General features: G+C 54.1%; 23 protein-coding genes. 12 read left to right on the top strand and 11 right to left on the bottom strand.

All coding sequences use genetic code 11. The annotated features are described in order from the left end of the window. Nucleotide 1: 1 nt before the first annotated feature. Nucleotides 2-1,507 (bottom strand): recombinase family protein, encoded by a 1,506-nt coding sequence (locus tag M4I36_RS04940; RefSeq protein ID WP_258110601.1) that lies wholly within the window; start codon nt 1,505-1,507, stop codon nt 2-4. 241 nt (nt 1,508-1,748) lie between these two features. Between M4I36_RS04940 and M4I36_RS04935 the strand changes: the two genes are divergently transcribed. Beyond that, nucleotides 1,749-1,970 carry a hypothetical protein gene (locus tag M4I36_RS04935; protein WP_258110600.1) on the top strand — a complete coding sequence of 74 codons (222 nt, stop codon included), beginning with the start codon at nt 1,749-1,751 and terminating at the stop codon, nt 1,968-1,970. 173 nt (nt 1,971-2,143) lie between these two features. Here M4I36_RS04935 and M4I36_RS04930 read toward each other — a convergent pair whose 3' ends face one another. Beyond that, entirely contained in the window at nt 2,144-2,506 is a 363-nt protein-coding gene (locus tag M4I36_RS04930; RefSeq protein WP_258110599.1) for a hypothetical protein, read from the bottom strand. 204 nt (nt 2,507-2,710) lie between these two features. On the opposite strand from M4I36_RS04930, the gene M4I36_RS04925 reads away from it, so the two are divergent. The 5 genes from M4I36_RS04925 to M4I36_RS04905 all read left to right on the top strand — a co-directional run bounded on the left by M4I36_RS04925 (nt 2,711) and on the right by M4I36_RS04905 (nt 5,047). After that, the gene (locus M4I36_RS04925) at nt 2,711-2,866 is read left to right on the top strand and encodes a hypothetical protein (RefSeq protein ID WP_258110598.1); all 156 of its coding nucleotides are present in this window, start codon (nt 2,711-2,713) and stop codon (nt 2,864-2,866) included. Between the two features lie 480 nt (nt 2,867-3,346). Further along, the gene (locus tag M4I36_RS04920; RefSeq protein ID WP_258110830.1) at nt 3,347-3,469 is read left to right on the top strand and encodes a hypothetical protein; all 123 of its coding nucleotides are present in this window, start codon (nt 3,347-3,349) and stop codon (nt 3,467-3,469) included. Beyond that, a complete protein-coding gene (locus tag M4I36_RS04915) occupies nt 3,456-3,743 on the top strand; it encodes an adenylosuccinate synthetase (protein ID WP_308661051.1) in 288 nt (95 codons plus the stop codon). The genes M4I36_RS04920 and M4I36_RS04915 overlap by 14 nt, the downstream gene beginning before the upstream one ends. Before the next feature lie 198 nt (nt 3,744-3,941). Further along, nucleotides 3,942-4,544, top strand: a complete 603-nt coding sequence (locus M4I36_RS04910) for an undecaprenyl-diphosphatase (protein WP_258110596.1) — start codon at nt 3,942-3,944, stop codon at nt 4,542-4,544. Between the two features lie 155 nt (nt 4,545-4,699). Continuing rightward, nucleotides 4,700-5,047, top strand: coding sequence for a VTT domain-containing protein (locus M4I36_RS04905; protein ID WP_258110595.1), 348 nt, complete (start codon nt 4,700-4,702; stop codon nt 5,045-5,047). Between the two features lie 269 nt (nt 5,048-5,316). On the opposite strand, the gene M4I36_RS04900 is transcribed toward M4I36_RS04905, so the two are convergent. Beyond that, nucleotides 5,317-6,204, bottom strand: coding sequence for an IS3 family transposase (locus M4I36_RS04900; RefSeq protein ID WP_258110594.1), 888 nt, complete (start codon nt 6,202-6,204; stop codon nt 5,317-5,319). An 11-nt stretch (nt 6,205-6,215) separates the two neighbouring features. Beyond that, a complete protein-coding gene (locus M4I36_RS04895; RefSeq protein WP_258110593.1) occupies nt 6,216-6,503 on the bottom strand; it encodes a transposase in 288 nt (95 codons plus the stop codon). Between the two features lie 233 nt (nt 6,504-6,736). On the opposite strand from M4I36_RS04895, the gene M4I36_RS04890 reads away from it, so the two are divergent. After that, on the top strand, nt 6,737-6,982 hold the full coding sequence (locus M4I36_RS04890; protein WP_258110592.1) for a hypothetical protein: 246 nt from the start codon (nt 6,737-6,739) through the stop codon (nt 6,980-6,982). A 15-nt stretch (nt 6,983-6,997) separates the two neighbouring features. Here the strand turns inward: M4I36_RS04890 and M4I36_RS04885 are convergent, their stop codons facing one another. Further along, a complete protein-coding gene (locus M4I36_RS04885; RefSeq protein ID WP_258110590.1) occupies nt 6,998-7,588 on the bottom strand; it encodes a DedA family protein in 591 nt (196 codons plus the stop codon). Between the two features lie 159 nt (nt 7,589-7,747). On the opposite strand from M4I36_RS04885, the gene M4I36_RS04880 reads away from it, so the two are divergent. Continuing rightward, nucleotides 7,748-8,188: a hypothetical protein gene (locus M4I36_RS04880; RefSeq protein ID WP_258110589.1), complete on the top strand. Its 441-nt coding sequence runs from the start codon at nt 7,748-7,750 to the stop codon at nt 8,186-8,188. Continuing rightward, on the top strand, nt 8,176-8,472 hold the full coding sequence (locus M4I36_RS04875; protein WP_258110588.1) for a phosphatase PAP2 family protein: 297 nt from the start codon (nt 8,176-8,178) through the stop codon (nt 8,470-8,472). Before M4I36_RS04880 ends, M4I36_RS04875 begins: the two co-directional genes overlap by 13 nt. Nucleotides 8,473-8,825: 353 nt before the next feature. On the opposite strand, the gene M4I36_RS04870 is transcribed toward M4I36_RS04875, so the two are convergent. From M4I36_RS04870 to M4I36_RS04860, 3 genes are read right to left on the bottom strand one after another with little or no spacing between them, the layout of a single operon-like run. Further along, nucleotides 8,826-9,698: a hypothetical protein gene (locus M4I36_RS04870; protein WP_258110587.1), complete on the bottom strand. Its 873-nt coding sequence runs from the start codon at nt 9,696-9,698 to the stop codon at nt 8,826-8,828. Then, nucleotides 9,695-10,198, bottom strand: a complete 504-nt coding sequence (locus M4I36_RS04865) for an anti-sigma factor family protein (RefSeq protein WP_258110586.1) — start codon at nt 10,196-10,198, stop codon at nt 9,695-9,697. The genes M4I36_RS04870 and M4I36_RS04865 overlap by 4 nt, the downstream gene beginning before the upstream one ends. Before the next feature lie 4 nt (nt 10,199-10,202). Further along, entirely contained in the window at nt 10,203-10,736 is a 534-nt protein-coding gene (locus M4I36_RS04860; RefSeq protein WP_258110585.1) for an RNA polymerase sigma factor, read from the bottom strand. A gap of 338 nt (nt 10,737-11,074) precedes the next feature. Here M4I36_RS04860 and M4I36_RS04855 point away from each other — a divergent pair, with 338 nt between their 5' ends. Further along, the gene (locus tag M4I36_RS04855) at nt 11,075-11,527 is read left to right on the top strand and encodes an IS110 family transposase (protein ID WP_308661049.1); all 453 of its coding nucleotides are present in this window, start codon (nt 11,075-11,077) and stop codon (nt 11,525-11,527) included. On the opposite strand, the gene M4I36_RS04850 is transcribed toward M4I36_RS04855, so the two are convergent. From M4I36_RS04850 to M4I36_RS04840, 3 genes are all read right to left on the bottom strand, one after another. Next, nucleotides 11,494-11,811 carry a hypothetical protein gene (locus M4I36_RS04850; protein WP_258110583.1) on the bottom strand — a complete coding sequence of 106 codons (318 nt, stop codon included), beginning with the start codon at nt 11,809-11,811 and terminating at the stop codon, nt 11,494-11,496. The genes M4I36_RS04855 and M4I36_RS04850 overlap by 34 nt on opposite strands. Nucleotides 11,812-11,905: 94 nt before the next feature. Continuing rightward, entirely contained in the window at nt 11,906-12,472 is a 567-nt protein-coding gene (locus tag M4I36_RS04845; protein ID WP_258110582.1) for a cysteine hydrolase family protein, read from the bottom strand. A 34-nt stretch (nt 12,473-12,506) separates the two neighbouring features. Next, nucleotides 12,507-13,259 carry an MBL fold metallo-hydrolase gene (locus M4I36_RS04840; RefSeq protein ID WP_258110580.1) on the bottom strand — a complete coding sequence of 251 codons (753 nt, stop codon included), beginning with the start codon at nt 13,257-13,259 and terminating at the stop codon, nt 12,507-12,509. A 129-nt stretch (nt 13,260-13,388) separates the two neighbouring features. On the opposite strand from M4I36_RS04840, the gene M4I36_RS04835 reads away from it, so the two are divergent. Both M4I36_RS04835 and M4I36_RS04830 read left to right on the top strand, forming a co-directional pair. Further along, entirely contained in the window at nt 13,389-13,835 is a 447-nt protein-coding gene (locus M4I36_RS04835; RefSeq protein WP_258110579.1) for a helix-turn-helix domain-containing protein, read from the top strand. 16 nt (nt 13,836-13,851) lie between these two features. Beyond that, nucleotides 13,852-15,573 carry an MFS transporter gene (locus tag M4I36_RS04830; RefSeq protein ID WP_258110578.1) on the top strand — a complete coding sequence of 574 codons (1,722 nt, stop codon included), beginning with the start codon at nt 13,852-13,854 and terminating at the stop codon, nt 15,571-15,573. Nucleotides 15,574-15,678: the final 105 nt, after the last annotated feature.

The following is a 15,678-nucleotide window of genomic DNA, read 5'->3' as shown; positions in this document are numbered from 1 at the left end:
GTCAAAAGGTGAACACGTCGACCCGCCCGTCTTTGTACACCCGGATCTCGCGCACCACCATCCGCAGGATCTCCCGCCTCTGCCCCTCGGTCAGTTCTTCAGGATGCACCGCCAGATAATGTTCGACCGCTTCTTGCACGGTCTGTCGGCTCCCGTCTCGCTCTGCCTGCGCCGCAAGAATCGTTTCCAGTTCCACCTTCCGGGCCTCCCCTTGCGCACGATGCGCTTTGAGCTCCTTGAGCTTGTCCCGAATGTCGCCCAGATCGAGACCGTCCTCCTCGGTCACCAACGCCAAGAGACGCTGTTGCCCCCGCTCATTGCGTTCGATGTCCCGGCACACCCGCTCCCACTCGTCCTGTTCGTACGGCGTTTGCAAAGGCTCCTCGTTGATCGCCGTAGCCAGCTCCTCCGGCGCGGTCAGCCATGCCTGCATCTGCTGCCAGATCTGTCCATCCAGATCCTCGCAGATCAAGCGATGTCCGCACCCTTTGTGCTTGGCTCCCGCCGTGTTTTTCACACACGTGTATTCGTACACGAAGCGCCCCCAGTTCTTCGCCCGCCGTCCGGTCATCGTGTTGCCGCAGTCTGCGCAACGCACCAACCCCGACAGCAAGTACTCATGTCGAGACTGACCCGCCCACCTTCGTCTTGATGTCGTGAGCAACTGCTGGGCGTAGCGCCACTGCGCTTCCTCCACAATCGCCGGGCATGGCGTGTATATCCATTCGGAACGCGGGCGCGCCTTCAGGTGAATCTTCTCGTCCTCGTTACGAAACGGATTACCGAGCATTCCCTCCGCGTTCCACCGATTTTGGTATAGTTCGCCGATGTACGCCGGATTGTGAAGGATCTGGCGCACCACCTGCCGATGCCAGACGCCCACATGCTTCTTGGTCGGGATGCCCTGGCGCGTCAAATGGTTCGCAATGCCGTTGATTCCCTGCGCCGCCGCGCTCGGCTTGGTGAACAGATCAAAGATGAGACGAACGACCGCCGCCTCCTCTTCGTGCACACGCAACTGCGCCGTCTCCTTGTCATAGCGATACCCATAGATTTGAAAGTCGCGCACCACCTTGCCCTGACGCGCCTTCTGCCGCCGTCCGCTCGCCATGCGCTCGGTGATCTTCGCCTTTTCAAATTCCGCCACTGCGCCGCGCATCTGGTAGAACAGCATCCCTTCCGGAGTCTTCGCAAATTCGCCGTTGACAAACACAAGCCGCGCCCGCTTCTCGATCTCCTCGGCCACCAGGAGCGAATGGGCCAGTTTGCGCGACAGCCGGTCCGGATCGTAGCACACCACCGTATCAATCAGTCCGTCGTGCACATCCTGTCGCAACCGTAACAGGGCTGGGCGATCCAGAAACTCGCCCGACACCCCCTCGTCCACGTACTCCCAGATGTCCGTCTCACCGGCCTTCGTCCGGCATTGTCGAATCTGATCCGGGATGCTGTACCCGTGTTTCGCCTGATCCTCCGTCGACACCCGCACATAGATCGCCGTCGGCATGGTCGGCACCTCCTTGCGCCTGCCTTCGCATATACAAGATTCGTAGATAACTATAGCAAGCCGCCCGCCGTTTGTCAGCCCATTCGCCTTCGATAATTTTGACATGCATGGCGCTGCGCCCCCTCATCGGTACATCTATATACGGAACCTGCTTGTCAAAATGCGGCGCGATGTCTCGTACCATGGCCGATTCCTCCTCCCGCGACACGGAGACAACGAAAACACCCCTTCCTTCGAGGGGGTGGCGGGGAACTTTGACACGATTCTATTTTTGCAATCGGGGGCGCACTCCGGGGTGCATGCTACGGCCATCCCCATCACGTCTCGGCCGCTGTCGACGATGTCGATCCGTCTGGATGGGCTTTCCCGAAATATCGCCGCAGGCGTATTTTCTTCCCGTAGGAAGACGGGCCGTGTCGCGCCCCTTGCGCGCACGTGGCGCGATCAGGACATTGATGCGTAGGGTAGGACTGAGGCATTGAACGCGAACGTGAGGCAAGTGTGCGCGTCAAGGGGGCAGCAAGCAAATTGGTTGCCAGTGAATTGATTTGCAGCGAATTCGCAGATTCACGATAAGAAGTCGTTCATCCTCTTACAAACAGGGGAAGACGGGTCTGCCTCCCAAGTGGCACCATGTCACGGTATGTGTCGCAGTCGATGTTCGGACAGTCCCTCAACGATTCCCGGTGTTCCCATGGTCCGTTCCAAACCGCTTGCAAAATGCCGTCCGTTTCCATGTGGAGTTCGGAGACGGCCCAAATGGCTGGAATCGTCCGGCAGGTTGCCCTGCTGCCGAAGGAGTCCTGCACGGGTTTCCTTCGTCAGTCCAAACGCAAACGGAAGTCCCTCTTTGGTCAGCACCCACCCTTTCACGTTGCGGCGCAGAAAGGCCAGGCGCATGGGTTGTACCCAGTCCCTCTTTCTCATCTTGCCGAGAGTCTGGTACATGCTGTCCGGCTGATCGTGCAGCAAGGCGCAAAGCTGGTCGACAGTCAGCATCGTGTAAAGGTATAGCCATCAAGCGGCAAATCGGATACGGGGGACGGAGATTCAATCAGGTGGACGCCGGGATAAGCGACGTGAAACTGGGCATGGTGTGACGCTGCTGGAAAACGCAAAGGGCGGCGATTCGAGTCGCCACCCTGCTGCAGCATCGTACAGTCTCATGTTACCTACGGGAAACCATGCCAGGGTGCCATGACGGTGCCACAACAAGAATTGCAATTGGACTTGCTGACGTCAAGCTGGGAGAGGTATTCTCAGACGCAACGCGGATGGAGGGCGGGGATGCTGACGGGCGATGTAGCGTTGACATTGTTGGCGGAGAAGCTGGTCGAAGATTTCTATGATGCTGACTGAACACCCATGATTCAGTCGGAAGAGATCAAAGACGACATCAAGGAGCAGTTGAAGGCACTGGTACCGAAGGACAGATGGAACCTCCTATTTCTATGGGTGGCCTAAACTACGGAGGCGGGCGGTGAGGAGTTGCGCCGATTCGCGGTTTTTGCAGCGCGAATGCTGCTCGGCGTGCCGGAAGAATGAACTCTCAATGAACTCGCTGACATATGGCCATCATGCGTTGACTTCTCGTATGTCCGGGGTTATCGCTGTTTCCTTAACTTAAAAATGCATAAGGCGCGGCGTGCCAAGGATACTCCTGTGCCCGTCTCTTGCTTCAGACGCGGCGGGAACTCTGGTTGCACTCTCGTATTTTTGCACATGTGGGATGCAACTTTTTTGGCGCATCGGCGGTCTTATAAGGTGAAGTATAAAAACAAGTTCCTTGTGCCGAATGGTTAGGTGCAGGGAACTAATTTCGAGGAGGATGAGTACTTTATGAATAAAACGTTGCTCGGGATCGCAACGGTGGTAGCGCTGAGCGTGGGTTTTACCACCGCAGTCGCCTTTGCCGCCTCGTCGCCGTATGACCGGGCGGCCGAGACGCGTGGGCCGGTTTGACGCCGTGGCCACTCGCTATGGTTGCCAAGTGCAAGGAGCCACGGAGGTGGCGCTGACCAATCTGGATGTGCTGGGCTATCTGGCTGAGGTCCCCATCTGTGTCGCCTATCGGGTCAAGGGGGAACCCACGACCGAATTTCCCGTGACGGCGAAGTTGGACGCGGCCACCCCTGTCTTGAAGACCATGCCAGGGTGGAAGACTGACGTTTCGACGGTATGCGCCTATGCGGAGCTTCCTGAAGCAGCTAGACGCTATGTAGAGTGGATCGAATAGGTGATCGGAGTCCCCATTCGCCTAATCTCCGTCGGGCCACGCCGGGAAGATGTCATTACAAGATAACCGCTTCCAGACGATGAATGAGCTTAGACGCGCATCGTGAACTTTTGAGATCCTACTGTCGTCAGTAAGTGCGCGTGCACGAAAGCACAGGGTTTTCGTCATGCGATATAACTGGCGGAGAGGAACGAGCAAATGAATAGCTTTGATGTAGTACTATATCATTTTGTAAACAATCTGTCTGGTCATGTGGCGATCCTCGATGCGATCATGATCGTGTTGGCCAAGGATGCTCCCTTTTTGTATGCGGCGCTCTTTATAGTGGCTTGGTTCACATTACCACGTGAGGACTCCAAAATACGCCACGGGCTCATCGTCTCTGTATTAGCAGGTATCTTGGCCCTGGTCGTGAACGTGGTCATTTCGCACATCTGGTTTCGACCGAGGCCGTTTGCCGTCTTGCCAAACGGGACATTTCACCAGTTGATTGCCCATTCGAACGACGCCTCGTTTCCGAGTGATCACGCATCCGGCAGTTTTGCCTTTGCCTTCGGCGTGTATCGGAGGGGACCCATCTGGATTCGGCGCAGTTTTATGGCACTGGCTATACTAGTGGCCATTGCTCGGGTATATGTGGGACTGCACTGGCCGACAGATGTCGTGGCGGGCGTTGTGGTCGGTTTGTTCTCCAGCATGATCGCCTGGCGGTTTGAAAAGTATGTACGTTGGATCACGAAAATCGGACTCCGGCTCTTCCGATATGGTGGCCGACAGACGGACACGGTTCGGGATGTGTAGCCATGAAGGGGCGAGATGGATTTCAGCCCTGCTTGTTGCTTCAGTCGTAGCTGCAGCTTTTCTTGTCGTGGATCGACAAGGAACCCTGTCTGTCTTCATTCAGAATATGGGCCCGATAGGCGTATGTATGGATCGTTCTGGTCGCGTTCCTTTGCATGACCCCCTTACCGTCCGAAGGCTTCGTTCTCGCGTGTTTGAAGGTGTACGACGTCTGGTGGGGATTGGGATATGCAATCACTGGGTGTCTGCTCGAGACAGCCATGACGTTTGTCATAGCCCGCCGGTTAGGCCGGTTTTTGGTGGATCGCGCCCCCATGTTCGTCCGCGTACAATGGGTCATCGGACACGGAGCTTGGCGCATTCTTCTGATTCGTCTGTTGCTCATCCCTGGGATTGTGGTCAATTACGCGCTTGCCATGTCCCCCCTTCACGTGGATTCCCTACATGTGGACGGCCGGAGTGTCCATCCTACCGTACTATCTGGCGACGGTGCTCGTCTTTGAGGGAGTATTCAATGGGAGTTGGATGCCGTACGGGTGGCGGTTGGACTCGTAACAGCTGTTGGAATTGTCAAATTTAGTTTAGCCCCGAAACTCGTAATACCGGTCTATGGCTACGCCTAGGGGTGGTGGGTGAAGTCAAGGGAAAGGTGGAGATTTTCCAGACGTACTTTTCTGGAAAATACGACCTGACCTTGACGAATGAATTCCTAAACAAAATGAAAAACGGTCTTGCGACAGATGTTGGGAGCAAGAACTTAGCTACCCGCTTTTTATACCACCTCGGATAGCTGGTCTCGGTAATACTGACGACGTTTCATCAAAGGTGGATAACCATCGTTGGTTGTGTAAATTCGTTTCCGATTATAGTGAATTTCGATAAACCGGAAAACCATGCTTTTGACCACCTCCATCTTCAATGTTTCTGTTTTGACCTTGTAAATGCACTCTTTTTTCAGCGTGGCAAAAAAAGACTCCATTCTGGCGTTGTCGTAGCATCTTCCGGTATGGCTCATACTTTGCACCGCACCATACCTGGCCAAGGTTTCTCGGTACACCTTGCTGGTAAACTGGCTTCCTCGATCACTGTGAAACGTCATGCCAAAGGCTTGATGCTTTTGGACAGCCAAGGTGAATGACGCGACACAGAGTTCGGCTCTCATGTGATCCGCCATCTTAAATCCTACAATTGCGCCATCATAACAATCCAATACGGCGCTGACATACAGCTTGCCCTCCGCCGTGGGGATCTCCGTGATATCCCCCAGCCACTTTTGATTGGGGGCCGTGGCAGTGAAATCCTGCTTAATCAGATTTTCGCTCGCTTGTGCAGCAGGATCAGCCTTGGTCGTTCCCTGGGCATGATGGTTCTTCTTCAGCATCAGTTGATGGGTTTTGCAAAGTCTCCGGACGACATTATAGGTACCGATATAGCCGTGGAACAGTTGCAAGGCCAAGTAAATTCGGTATGCTCCATAGTCTTTGTTTTCTGCACGAATCTGACGGATCTTCGCCAAAAGATCATCGTATTTATAGGGCCTGTTTTGAGTACGCCGCCAGCGATAGTAGCCAGCTTCGCTGACCTGCAAAACCTTACACATTTCCTTCACGCTGTGCTTGGTGGCGTCTTTTTCCTTTTGAATCCCTATAAAACGAAACAAGTCTCGTGCAGCTACCTCTTTTGGCTCTCTGCGAAAAAAGCTAACGCTTTTTTCAGGATATCATTGGCGGATTCCAATTCCTTGATCTTTTTTTCCAACCCCTTCAACTCGGCGGTTTTCGGATCGATACGCTGGTGGCCACTCCCTACAAATGCCAAGGATCCATGCTTCTTGCTTTGGCTCCGCCATGTGTACAGCGTTGTGGACGGAACCCCCAGTTGTTCGGAGGCCGCTGTTGGCCCGATTTCATAAGACAATTTTATTGCTTCTTCTTTGAATTCTTTGTCGTACACTCGCATCTGGATTCCTTCTTCCTTTTTTATCATTCTTTCCAGAATTACGAGTTTGTTGACTCAACTAAAATGATACTGCTCCATGTGACGATCAGTGGAAGGTTAGTTCGAAAGGTTCTGCCGTCACCGCCACTCGTTGGCCGTGAGTGAAGTCAAGGGATAGCGGTGCGTGCGAGGTCAAAGCCACGAGGATGTTTCGGCATGGTCGGTATTATCCTTAAAGAAAGCGGGTGTGCGCGGTGAACCCGATCGTAAACATTAGGCATAACCGCTTGGCGTTTCCGGTGACGGTATACCTGCATGGCAGACTATATACCGTCACAACCGTGCGAAAGAGAAAGGGACGGGTGCATGTTTCCGCCTACATCCGTCGCGGCGCTTTGGGAAAAAGCCGAGTGAGCGATGAGAACGTGCTCGACGAACTCGCCCGCCGGGTATCCCAACTGATCCAGACGCTTGGCGAAGATCGAATGCTCAAGCGGTAAAACGTCAGCCCTTCCCTACTTCTGGCGCCGTTTGCGCCAATACACGATCAAGCCAAGAAGCAGGACCAGAACGATGATCCCCGGGACCATGTATTGGTGCAGCACCTGATGGTACCGCGACCATTCGATCCCCAGATACCGGCCCAGAAGGATAAAGAGGACCGACCAGACCACGGCGCTGATCGTCGTATAGAGCGCGAAAAGACCAAACGACATCCGGTTGATGCCCGCCAAATAGGGCACCAAAACGCGAATGCCCGCGATGAATTTCGAAAACAACACCACCGTCGCCTCATACTTATGGAACACTCCGTTGGCCTTATCCAGCCGTTCGCTCGTGATGCCCACGTACTTTCCCCACCGAACGATGACAGGTCGCCCCAGAAGCCGTCCGATCCAATAGGCAATGATGGAGCCGATCGAGTTGCCTGTGGCCGCCGCCACGAGAAGTGGGACAAGTTGGAAGACCCCTTGGGTCCATTCGATACCGGAGATCGTCAGCGTGGTTTCGGCGGGAAACGGAATGCCCACCATTTCGAGCAGCAGAATGGAAAACACGCCAAAGTAGCCGTAGTGATGAATTGTCTGCTGGATATGCAAATGCACGAAATCGCTTCCTGCACCTCGAGATACTTGCCAGAACACGGACGCCGGCGCAGCGAAAAAAGTTCAGCCAATCTCCCTGAGCTTATTTCTGATCCTCGTCCTCCTTACCGATGTAACCATGAGCCCACCGCCAATACTAGAGCCAACCAGGAGGTCGATATGTGGAAACGTCTTCTTCCCTTCGCGTTGGAACATGTCTACATTGATGCGCAAACCACGATCCTGAAACTCCTTCGAGGTCTGAAACAGAGCCTCATCCGGATCCTGATTCGACCCGTGGACAGGGTTTCCCTCGTGCTGAAAGCCGTTGCCCTGTTCTCCGGGCTGTTCGAGGTGAACAGGATTCTACACATCCTCGCCGCGCACCTGTTCCCGCATGGCGCGACCGCTCCGCATGTCGGATTTTGGTGGCTCGTCCTATGGCTATTGAGCATCGTATGGGTCGTTCTGTCCGGTCTGCTGTGGGTGAAGGCCACGATTAAGCGCATCCTGGCCATGATTCGGCGCCGCACGTCTTCGCGGACTCGAACGCGTCTTTACCTCTTCTTTTCGCCGGTCTCCTCGCACAGATCCTGGCGATCGCCGGCATGGCGCATCTAACGTTCTCCCACTTTGACATACAGACGTATCATGCCATTAACGGACTGGCCGGCCATCACCCCTTGTTGGATGCCGTGTTGATGTTCTTCGCGAAATACGCCTTGGAAATCTACGTAGTCCTCTATCTCGTCGCTTGGTTCACCCTGCCCAAAATGGACACCAGGCATCGGCACGCACTCATCGTCGTGGGGTTCGCAGGCATGTTGGCACTTTTCGTGAACGTGGCCATTTCCCACATTTGGTTCCGCCCACGCCCGTATGTCGTATTACGAAAGGGAACCTAGACTCAGTTGATCTCGCACCCCGTAGGCGCCTCATTCCCAGCGACCATGCTTCTGGCAGTTTCGCTTTCGCCGCCGCGTCGTGGGGAACCAACTGTCGGTGGATCCAATCCTCGTTCACAGCCGTGGCGATCCTGGTCCTGTTGGCGCGGGTACGTCAGGATGCGCTGGCCGACGGATGTGCTCGCCGGTTTCGTAATCGGAACCGTTTCGGGCCGTTTGATGTGGCGATCTTCTCACTATCTTTTCCCACTCACCGTGTTCGCTATGAAGGTATGCCGATTCAAGCCACAATCCTGATTCCGTTCTGACCGTTCCGCCGCTCGTTATAAGGCCGGCGACTGCATTCCCTTGCTCTATGAGGACTTTCTGGAACGCCGTTCCCTTCGGCTTTCGAACCATTGCCACAGCACGATGGTCACCGCCCCCGTGCCGACCAGCCAAGATAAGAGAAAGAGCAGCACGCCCGCCGTCGGTACACTGATGAAGGCCATTAATACAGCGGCCCCCATGATGCACTGAAGCCATCGCGGTCTGTCCCCGTAAGAGAACGCATGCGCCAAGATGCGTCCTAGCCATAAGGAGACTGTGGACCATCCCGCCAAGCCCAGGATTCCGTAACACAACAGAAGGATGGCGCTGACCGGCAGTCCCAGAATCGTGATGGCCAGAACTCCCGAAACGGCCAGGGTTCCCAATGCCGTCAGCAGTCCGACTGCGCCTGTCCGTCGAACGGACTGTGCGATCACGTCAGCCGGTCGGTCCAACCATTTCCCCAACACGATGGACAAGAGCAGAGGAACGGCCAGCAGTGCGGCGCTGAACGCCATCCGGAAGGCCCAGACCAAGAGGACCAAGCCGCTTCCCAAGAGGACACTGTTCCAAAACGGAGACCCCCACGAAACCGTGTACTCTGCATGGACCTGCGCGCCGGGCGCCGTCTCCACGGTGCCGCCGAAATCGACCAGTACGCCCACCCGGGCGGTCGGAGTCAGACGCACATTCCCGTTTACTACAAGGAGCGCCTCGTAGACATCGCCGGAGATCACGACATTGTGTCCGATCACCGCCACATCCTTGATGGCCTCCCCGCGATTGACCACAACCGGGTTCACAGACAGGATGCTGTCTTTAAATGCCGCATGAGCGGCCGGGGTATTCGCCAAGGACGCAATGCCGATCAGGAACGTCATCAGCAGGCCTGCCAGAAATGGGGTCCAGCGCCTCATATCACAACCTCATTCCTTACGCTTTTGAGTACCCGGTTCATCAGGCGCAACCAAAGCGTCGCCAAACTAAGGGAGACGATACCGCCCGCCACGATCCAGCCCGTGCTGATCATGCTTCTGAATCCGTACAGGCCTCCCAACAACGGAAGCAGCAGATGAAAGAAGGGCCACAGGACCAGCCCAATGGAAGACAGGGTCACCGCAACACCCACCACCCCAAAGGCACACAAAACGATAGCCAGAAGGCGGGCGACACGCCCGATCTGACCGCCTTGCCTTGCAGAAGAAACATGGCTCATGACCTGTGCCAGCATGTCTTCCGGTGCACGGATTTCTTCATAGGTTCCTCGTACGGCATAAGCCACGAATTTCCACACATCCAACCGTGCCTGACACGATACACAACTTGCCAGATGGGCCTCGATCAAATGCGTTTCGTCGGATGATAATTCTGCATCCATATAGGCGGACAGACTGGCCTCTATCTTGGCACAATCCATTCTGTTATCCTCCTTCCGTTCCCAATAGCGTCCTTCGCAACTGCTGGCGCGCATTGTGAATGCGCGACCGGACGGTTCCAATGGGAATGTCCAGGATTTTGGCGATGTCTTCGTAGGCAAACCCCTGCACATCCCGCAATAGGAGGGCCGTTCTGTGCTCCATACTCAGAAGCGCCAAGCCTCGTTGCACATCAATGCGTGTATCCACTGACTGGGATTCTCTCTGATTTGACGGAATATTTGTCAAATCCATGTGTACGTCACGCGCTCGTCGGTGGATAGCCAACCAGTCGACGCCCGTGCGCACGATGATCCTGGCCAACCAGGTCGGGAATGTCCGTTCCTCCTTCAGGGTGTGAAGGGATACAAACACCTTCACAAAAGATTCTTGCACAACATCTTTAGCGTCCACATGGTTCTGCGTCACCCCATACGCCGTGCGGTACGCAAAGTTTTGGTAGTTTCGAACGATGGCTTCAAAGGCATCGGTGTCTCCGCGTTTGGCGCGATGCACCAGATGCACGTCATCGTCATCCAAGAAGGGATCACCCCTGTCGTCTCAGCCAACAACCTGCAGTCCATCATGAGAGCATATCCTTCCCCGCGGCGAATGGGGATACCCTTTACTGCTACATATATAGAGTTATTTCACAGTACGGACGACAGGAATCTGGATTTAGTTCACTGCGTCGAATACAACAGAACAGGGCCGTCGCATAGAGAGGATGGCCATATCCCCGTATCATGTCCCTCCATCGGTATCTTTATCTTGCATGATGAACTGAAACGTTTGGCCCTAAACCCCCATGCCCCTGGCGGGACACGAGATTATGATGAAAATACCGCTGGGTAGTTTACTGGGGTCCATAAGCGATCATGAGACCAAGCAGGACAGGAAGGTTGTTTCCTTTATGGGGTGCGACCCCATGCCCTAAACTAGCCACAGCTGCCTTGAGCACAAATTATTGTCACCACGAGGACATCCATCAAATTTCCTTGGGTCAGGCAGCTGTGCCCTGCTTGGAAAGGATGAAAAGGTGCATCCGGGAATGCTGTGCCGGCCTGGACGTTCACCAGGCCAACGTCGTCGCCTGCGTTCTCAAGGGATCACTGAAAGAGAAACCACAGATGTTCATGCGAGAGTTCCCCACCGTGCTGTTCGGATTGTTGGAGCTCTCGGACTGGGTGGCGGAACTCGGGTGTACCGAGATCGCCATGGAAAGCACCGGCGTGTACTGGAAACTGGTCTTCAACGTGCTGGAAGCCACCTGCACCCTCACTCTGGCCAACGCCGCTCACATCAAGAACCTCCACCCCATGAATCCGTAGAAGAAATACGGAATGCCGAATCGGCGCACCGCCACCGTTGCAAACATGACGAGGACAGATCCCCCAAGCATGAGATCCGTATGACCGCTCACTGCAGCACCAGCGACCATGCCCGCGCCAATGGCGACCGGAAAAAAGGCCGCGATCTGCACCTTCGGCCACACCCTGGTGCCCGCCAGTGCCGTCAAGCCCATCATCGTGATGACGGCGCTCAGCAGCATGGAGACCACAATGCCCTTGCCGCCCGCGTACATCACGGACGCGAACGCATACTCCACGCCCAACGGTAGTGGCCACGCCGATGGCCGCAGAGCCGGCCGCCAGGATCAGACGCCAACACCCGCTCCCACACCTCAATGAGCCAACCGGACACCCAGTTCAACGCAGCGTCGCGATCCAGTCGCCCACTGTCAACACATCGGCCTGACGCGGAAACACCTTTTCCAGCAAAACGCGATGCACTTCCGCATCGGCATCCAAGCAAGCGTCGGATAGCACGACCAGGCCATAATCCTTATCTGCGGCCTCGCGCAAAGTTGACAGGACCACGCCGCTCGTCGCGATGCCAGTGAGGATAAGTGTGTTGATTTGTCGGGATCGAAGAATGACTTCGAGATCGCTACCGGTAAATGCACTGACGCGGAGTTTCGTGACAACGGGCTCATCTGGTCGAGGGGCGACGGAATCGTGGATTTGCGTGGACGGTTCGGATGCGGTCATAGCATTCCGATTCTGTGCAATGGCGGAAAACGACTTGTTTCTTGCGCTGACTTCCGGATAGCCTGTACGGAATGCAACGCGGACAAAGATGACGGGAATGCCTTCCTGGCGGGCTACGCTGACCGCATTCTGAAAGGGAGCCATGACTTCCGGATTTACTGCATAACGCGAGACGATGCCATTTTGAACGTCCATTACTAAGAGCGCTGCATTTTTCGAATGCATCTGCTCATACCTCCTGTGCATTTTAAATGAACCATTACTTGGTTAGTTCACGAAACTGCACGTTGACACGATCTTGACAGAGTCCACCGTGATAACAGATCACCTTAGAAATATCGAGTGAAGTGAATTTCTTCTGCGACTCAAGAGCCATCGGCATGTCCGGCGTGGCCTGCGGGTTAGGGCCGAGAATTTTCCCGTCCTGACTGACCGTCGCATCTCCGGTGATGAGTATCTTAGTGGCTTGGTGATATAGGCTGATGTGACCTGGGGTATGACCCGGCGTAAAGATGACTTGAACACCGCCGAAAAACGGAAGGATTTCGCCATCAGACACCGTTTTCGTCACCTTGGCAGTCGGTTGACTAAGGAAGATGGCCTTAGCCTGTTTGCGCACACCCTCCGGCATGCGTTCAAGCATCTGAACTACGCGCTCACGGGTCATCTTGATCGGTTCCTTGTCACCTTCGATATATGGCTTGTCTTCGGCGTGTGCATAGACTTCAATCGGCTTGCCCAGGGCTTTCAACAAATCTTGCATGCCACCGATATGATCGATGTCCTGGTGTGTGAAAATCACCGCGTCAATGCGCTCCAACGGCACTCCCGCCTTTTCCATGGCGGCTTGGATGGCCTCCAGTTGACCCGGCATTCCGACATCCACCAGAACAGAACGGTGGTCATCATAGAGAAGTGTCGGATTGATCGTGTTTTTATGGCCCATCATGTTCATTTCAAGTTCAAGCATCTCGACTCCATCCGCGATCTTCACGTTTTCCCAAAGCCGCAAACAGCTTTGGTTCACCTCCCGAGGTCTTGTAAATGCAAATTGCAAATGTACGTTGACGTTAACTATATGTTTATATAGTATCGTATGTTAGATGCAAACCGCAACTCTGTACAAAGTGGGTGTATCCATTTGACGGATAATGAGATGAACGCTTTGACCGTTGATGCGGTCTCACGACAACTGGGTATTACGCCGAGAACGCTTCGCTACTATGAGGAAGTGGGTCTAATTTCTCCCACATCGAGAACCAGTGGTGGGCATCGTTTATATGATCAGAACACGATGGATCTCCTTAAGCAAATCCTCCGGCTGAAAGACCATTTAGGTATCTCTCTTCAAGAAATTCAGGAAATTATGGCTGCGGAGGAGTCTCTGAAAGAATTACGACGGACATTTCACGAGAATGGCCAGAGCCCTGATACACAAAAGTTGGCAGTCGAGCGGTACATCGATGTTCTTCGCAACTTGATTGGCAAAATGAATACAAAAATTGAAAACGTAGTGATGATGCGCGATATGTACCAAGAGCGAATGGAACGCTCTATACGATTTCTTGACGAAATGGAGAAAAAGTAAAAGGGGGAGATCGACAGTGACAGTAGCTTTATCAGGTACAGTACACGGTCCACACTACAAATGGATTGCTCTCTCCAACACAACGCTCGGCGTTTTGATGGCAACCATCAATCAATCCATTCTCATTATTGCTCTCCCAGTGATTTTTAATGGATTAAAGGTCAATCCGTTGGCGGGCAACCAAACCGGACTATTACTTTGGGTTTTGTTGGGCTTTAACGTTGCTACAACAGTGTTGTTGGTATTGTTTGGTCGGCTGTCAGACATGTTTGGACGGGTACGCCTCTATAATCTCGGGTTTCTGATCTTTACTATTGGCTCGGTGCTTGCCTCACTCACATGGAGTAAAGGTACGGCTGGAGAAGTTGAACTCATCATCTTTCGCATCGTGCAGGGTATTGGTGGTGGCTTTTTGTTCTCAAATAGCGCAGCCATTTTGACCGATGCATTCCCAGAGAACCAACGGGGTCTCGCACTCGGATTGAATCAGGCAGCTGCAATCGGCGGCGGGATCATCGGTCTGTTGGTTGGTGGCGCGTTGGCTGCAACCGGTCATTGGCGCTGGATCTTCCTAGTCAACGTGCCAGTCGGTTTAGCTGGGACCTTGTGGGCATACGTAGCATTAAAGGAAGTGGTCAAGCGGCCGGTTAAACAACGCCTGGACATTTGGGGCAACATCACATTAACCATCGGCCTGCTGGGCATCATGCTCGGCTTGACGTACGGAATCATGCCCTACAAGGGACACAGCATGGGGTGGAGCGATCCGTGGGTCCTGACCGGATTGATTGGCGGCGTGATTGTACTGGGGCTGTTTGTCGTGATCGAGATGTTCACCGAACAGCCGCTGTTCAATATGAAACTGTTTAAAATCTGGCCATTTACCGCCGGTAATCTGAGTGGGCTCCTCGCATCATTGGCTCGCGGCGGACTTCAGTTTATGCTCATTATCTGGCTGCAGGGTATCTACCTTCCGCTGCACGGAGTTTCCTATGCGAACACACCATTGATTGCAGGGTTGTACACAATACCGCAGATGATTGGCTTCTTTGTGGCAGGCCCCATCAGCGGCTTTCTCTCCGATCGCTTTGGCGCACGGACCTTTGCCACTGTGGGAATGATTGTCACAGCCCTGGGATTCTACTTATTGACCACCTTGCCTATGGATTTTAATCACTGGCTGTTTTGGATCTACTTATTCGTCATCGGCGTCGGCATGGGGCTGTTTGCATCGCCGAACAGCGCAGCCATTATGAACGCGTTACCCGCGGAGTACCGTGGCGTCGGCTCTGGCATGCGCTCCACATTTACGAACGCCGGCTCGATGCTAAGCATGGGGCTATTTTTCTCTATCATGATCACTGGACTCGCGCAAAAGTTGCCTCAGGCCATGCAAACCGGACTGACACAACACGGTGTACCGCTCGCAGGAGCCATCAAGGTGTCTCAGTTACCGCCGACATCATCCCTATTCGCTGCGCTGTTGGGATACAATCCCCTGCAGAACCTGCTGCAGCAATTTGGGGTACTGCAGCAGATGCCAGTATCCCAAGTGAACTATGTCATCGGTCATAAGTTCTTTCCATCACTCATCGGCCCCTCATTTATGCATGGTCTCAATCTGGCGTTTACGGTTTCTCTTATCATGTCACTCGTAGCGGCACTGATATCTGCATTCCGTGGCAAACGGTATATTCATGTGGAGCAAATGTCGTCTTCAAATACGGGCACTGTGTAACTGAAGAGCTTTACATGATTTTGAAAAGAGAGACGACAAGAGTGTACAGCACAAAAACTGAGCCACGCGATATTATAACTGTCTCGTGGCTTGTTATCGCAGTCC

Origin of the sequence: Alicyclobacillus sp. SP_1, from assembly GCF_024706985.1 — a bacterium.
In the GTDB taxonomy this organism is placed as follows: Bacteria; Bacillota; Bacilli; order Alicyclobacillales; family Alicyclobacillaceae; genus Alicyclobacillus_I.
This window is presented reverse-complemented; position numbering and strand designations above follow the sequence as displayed.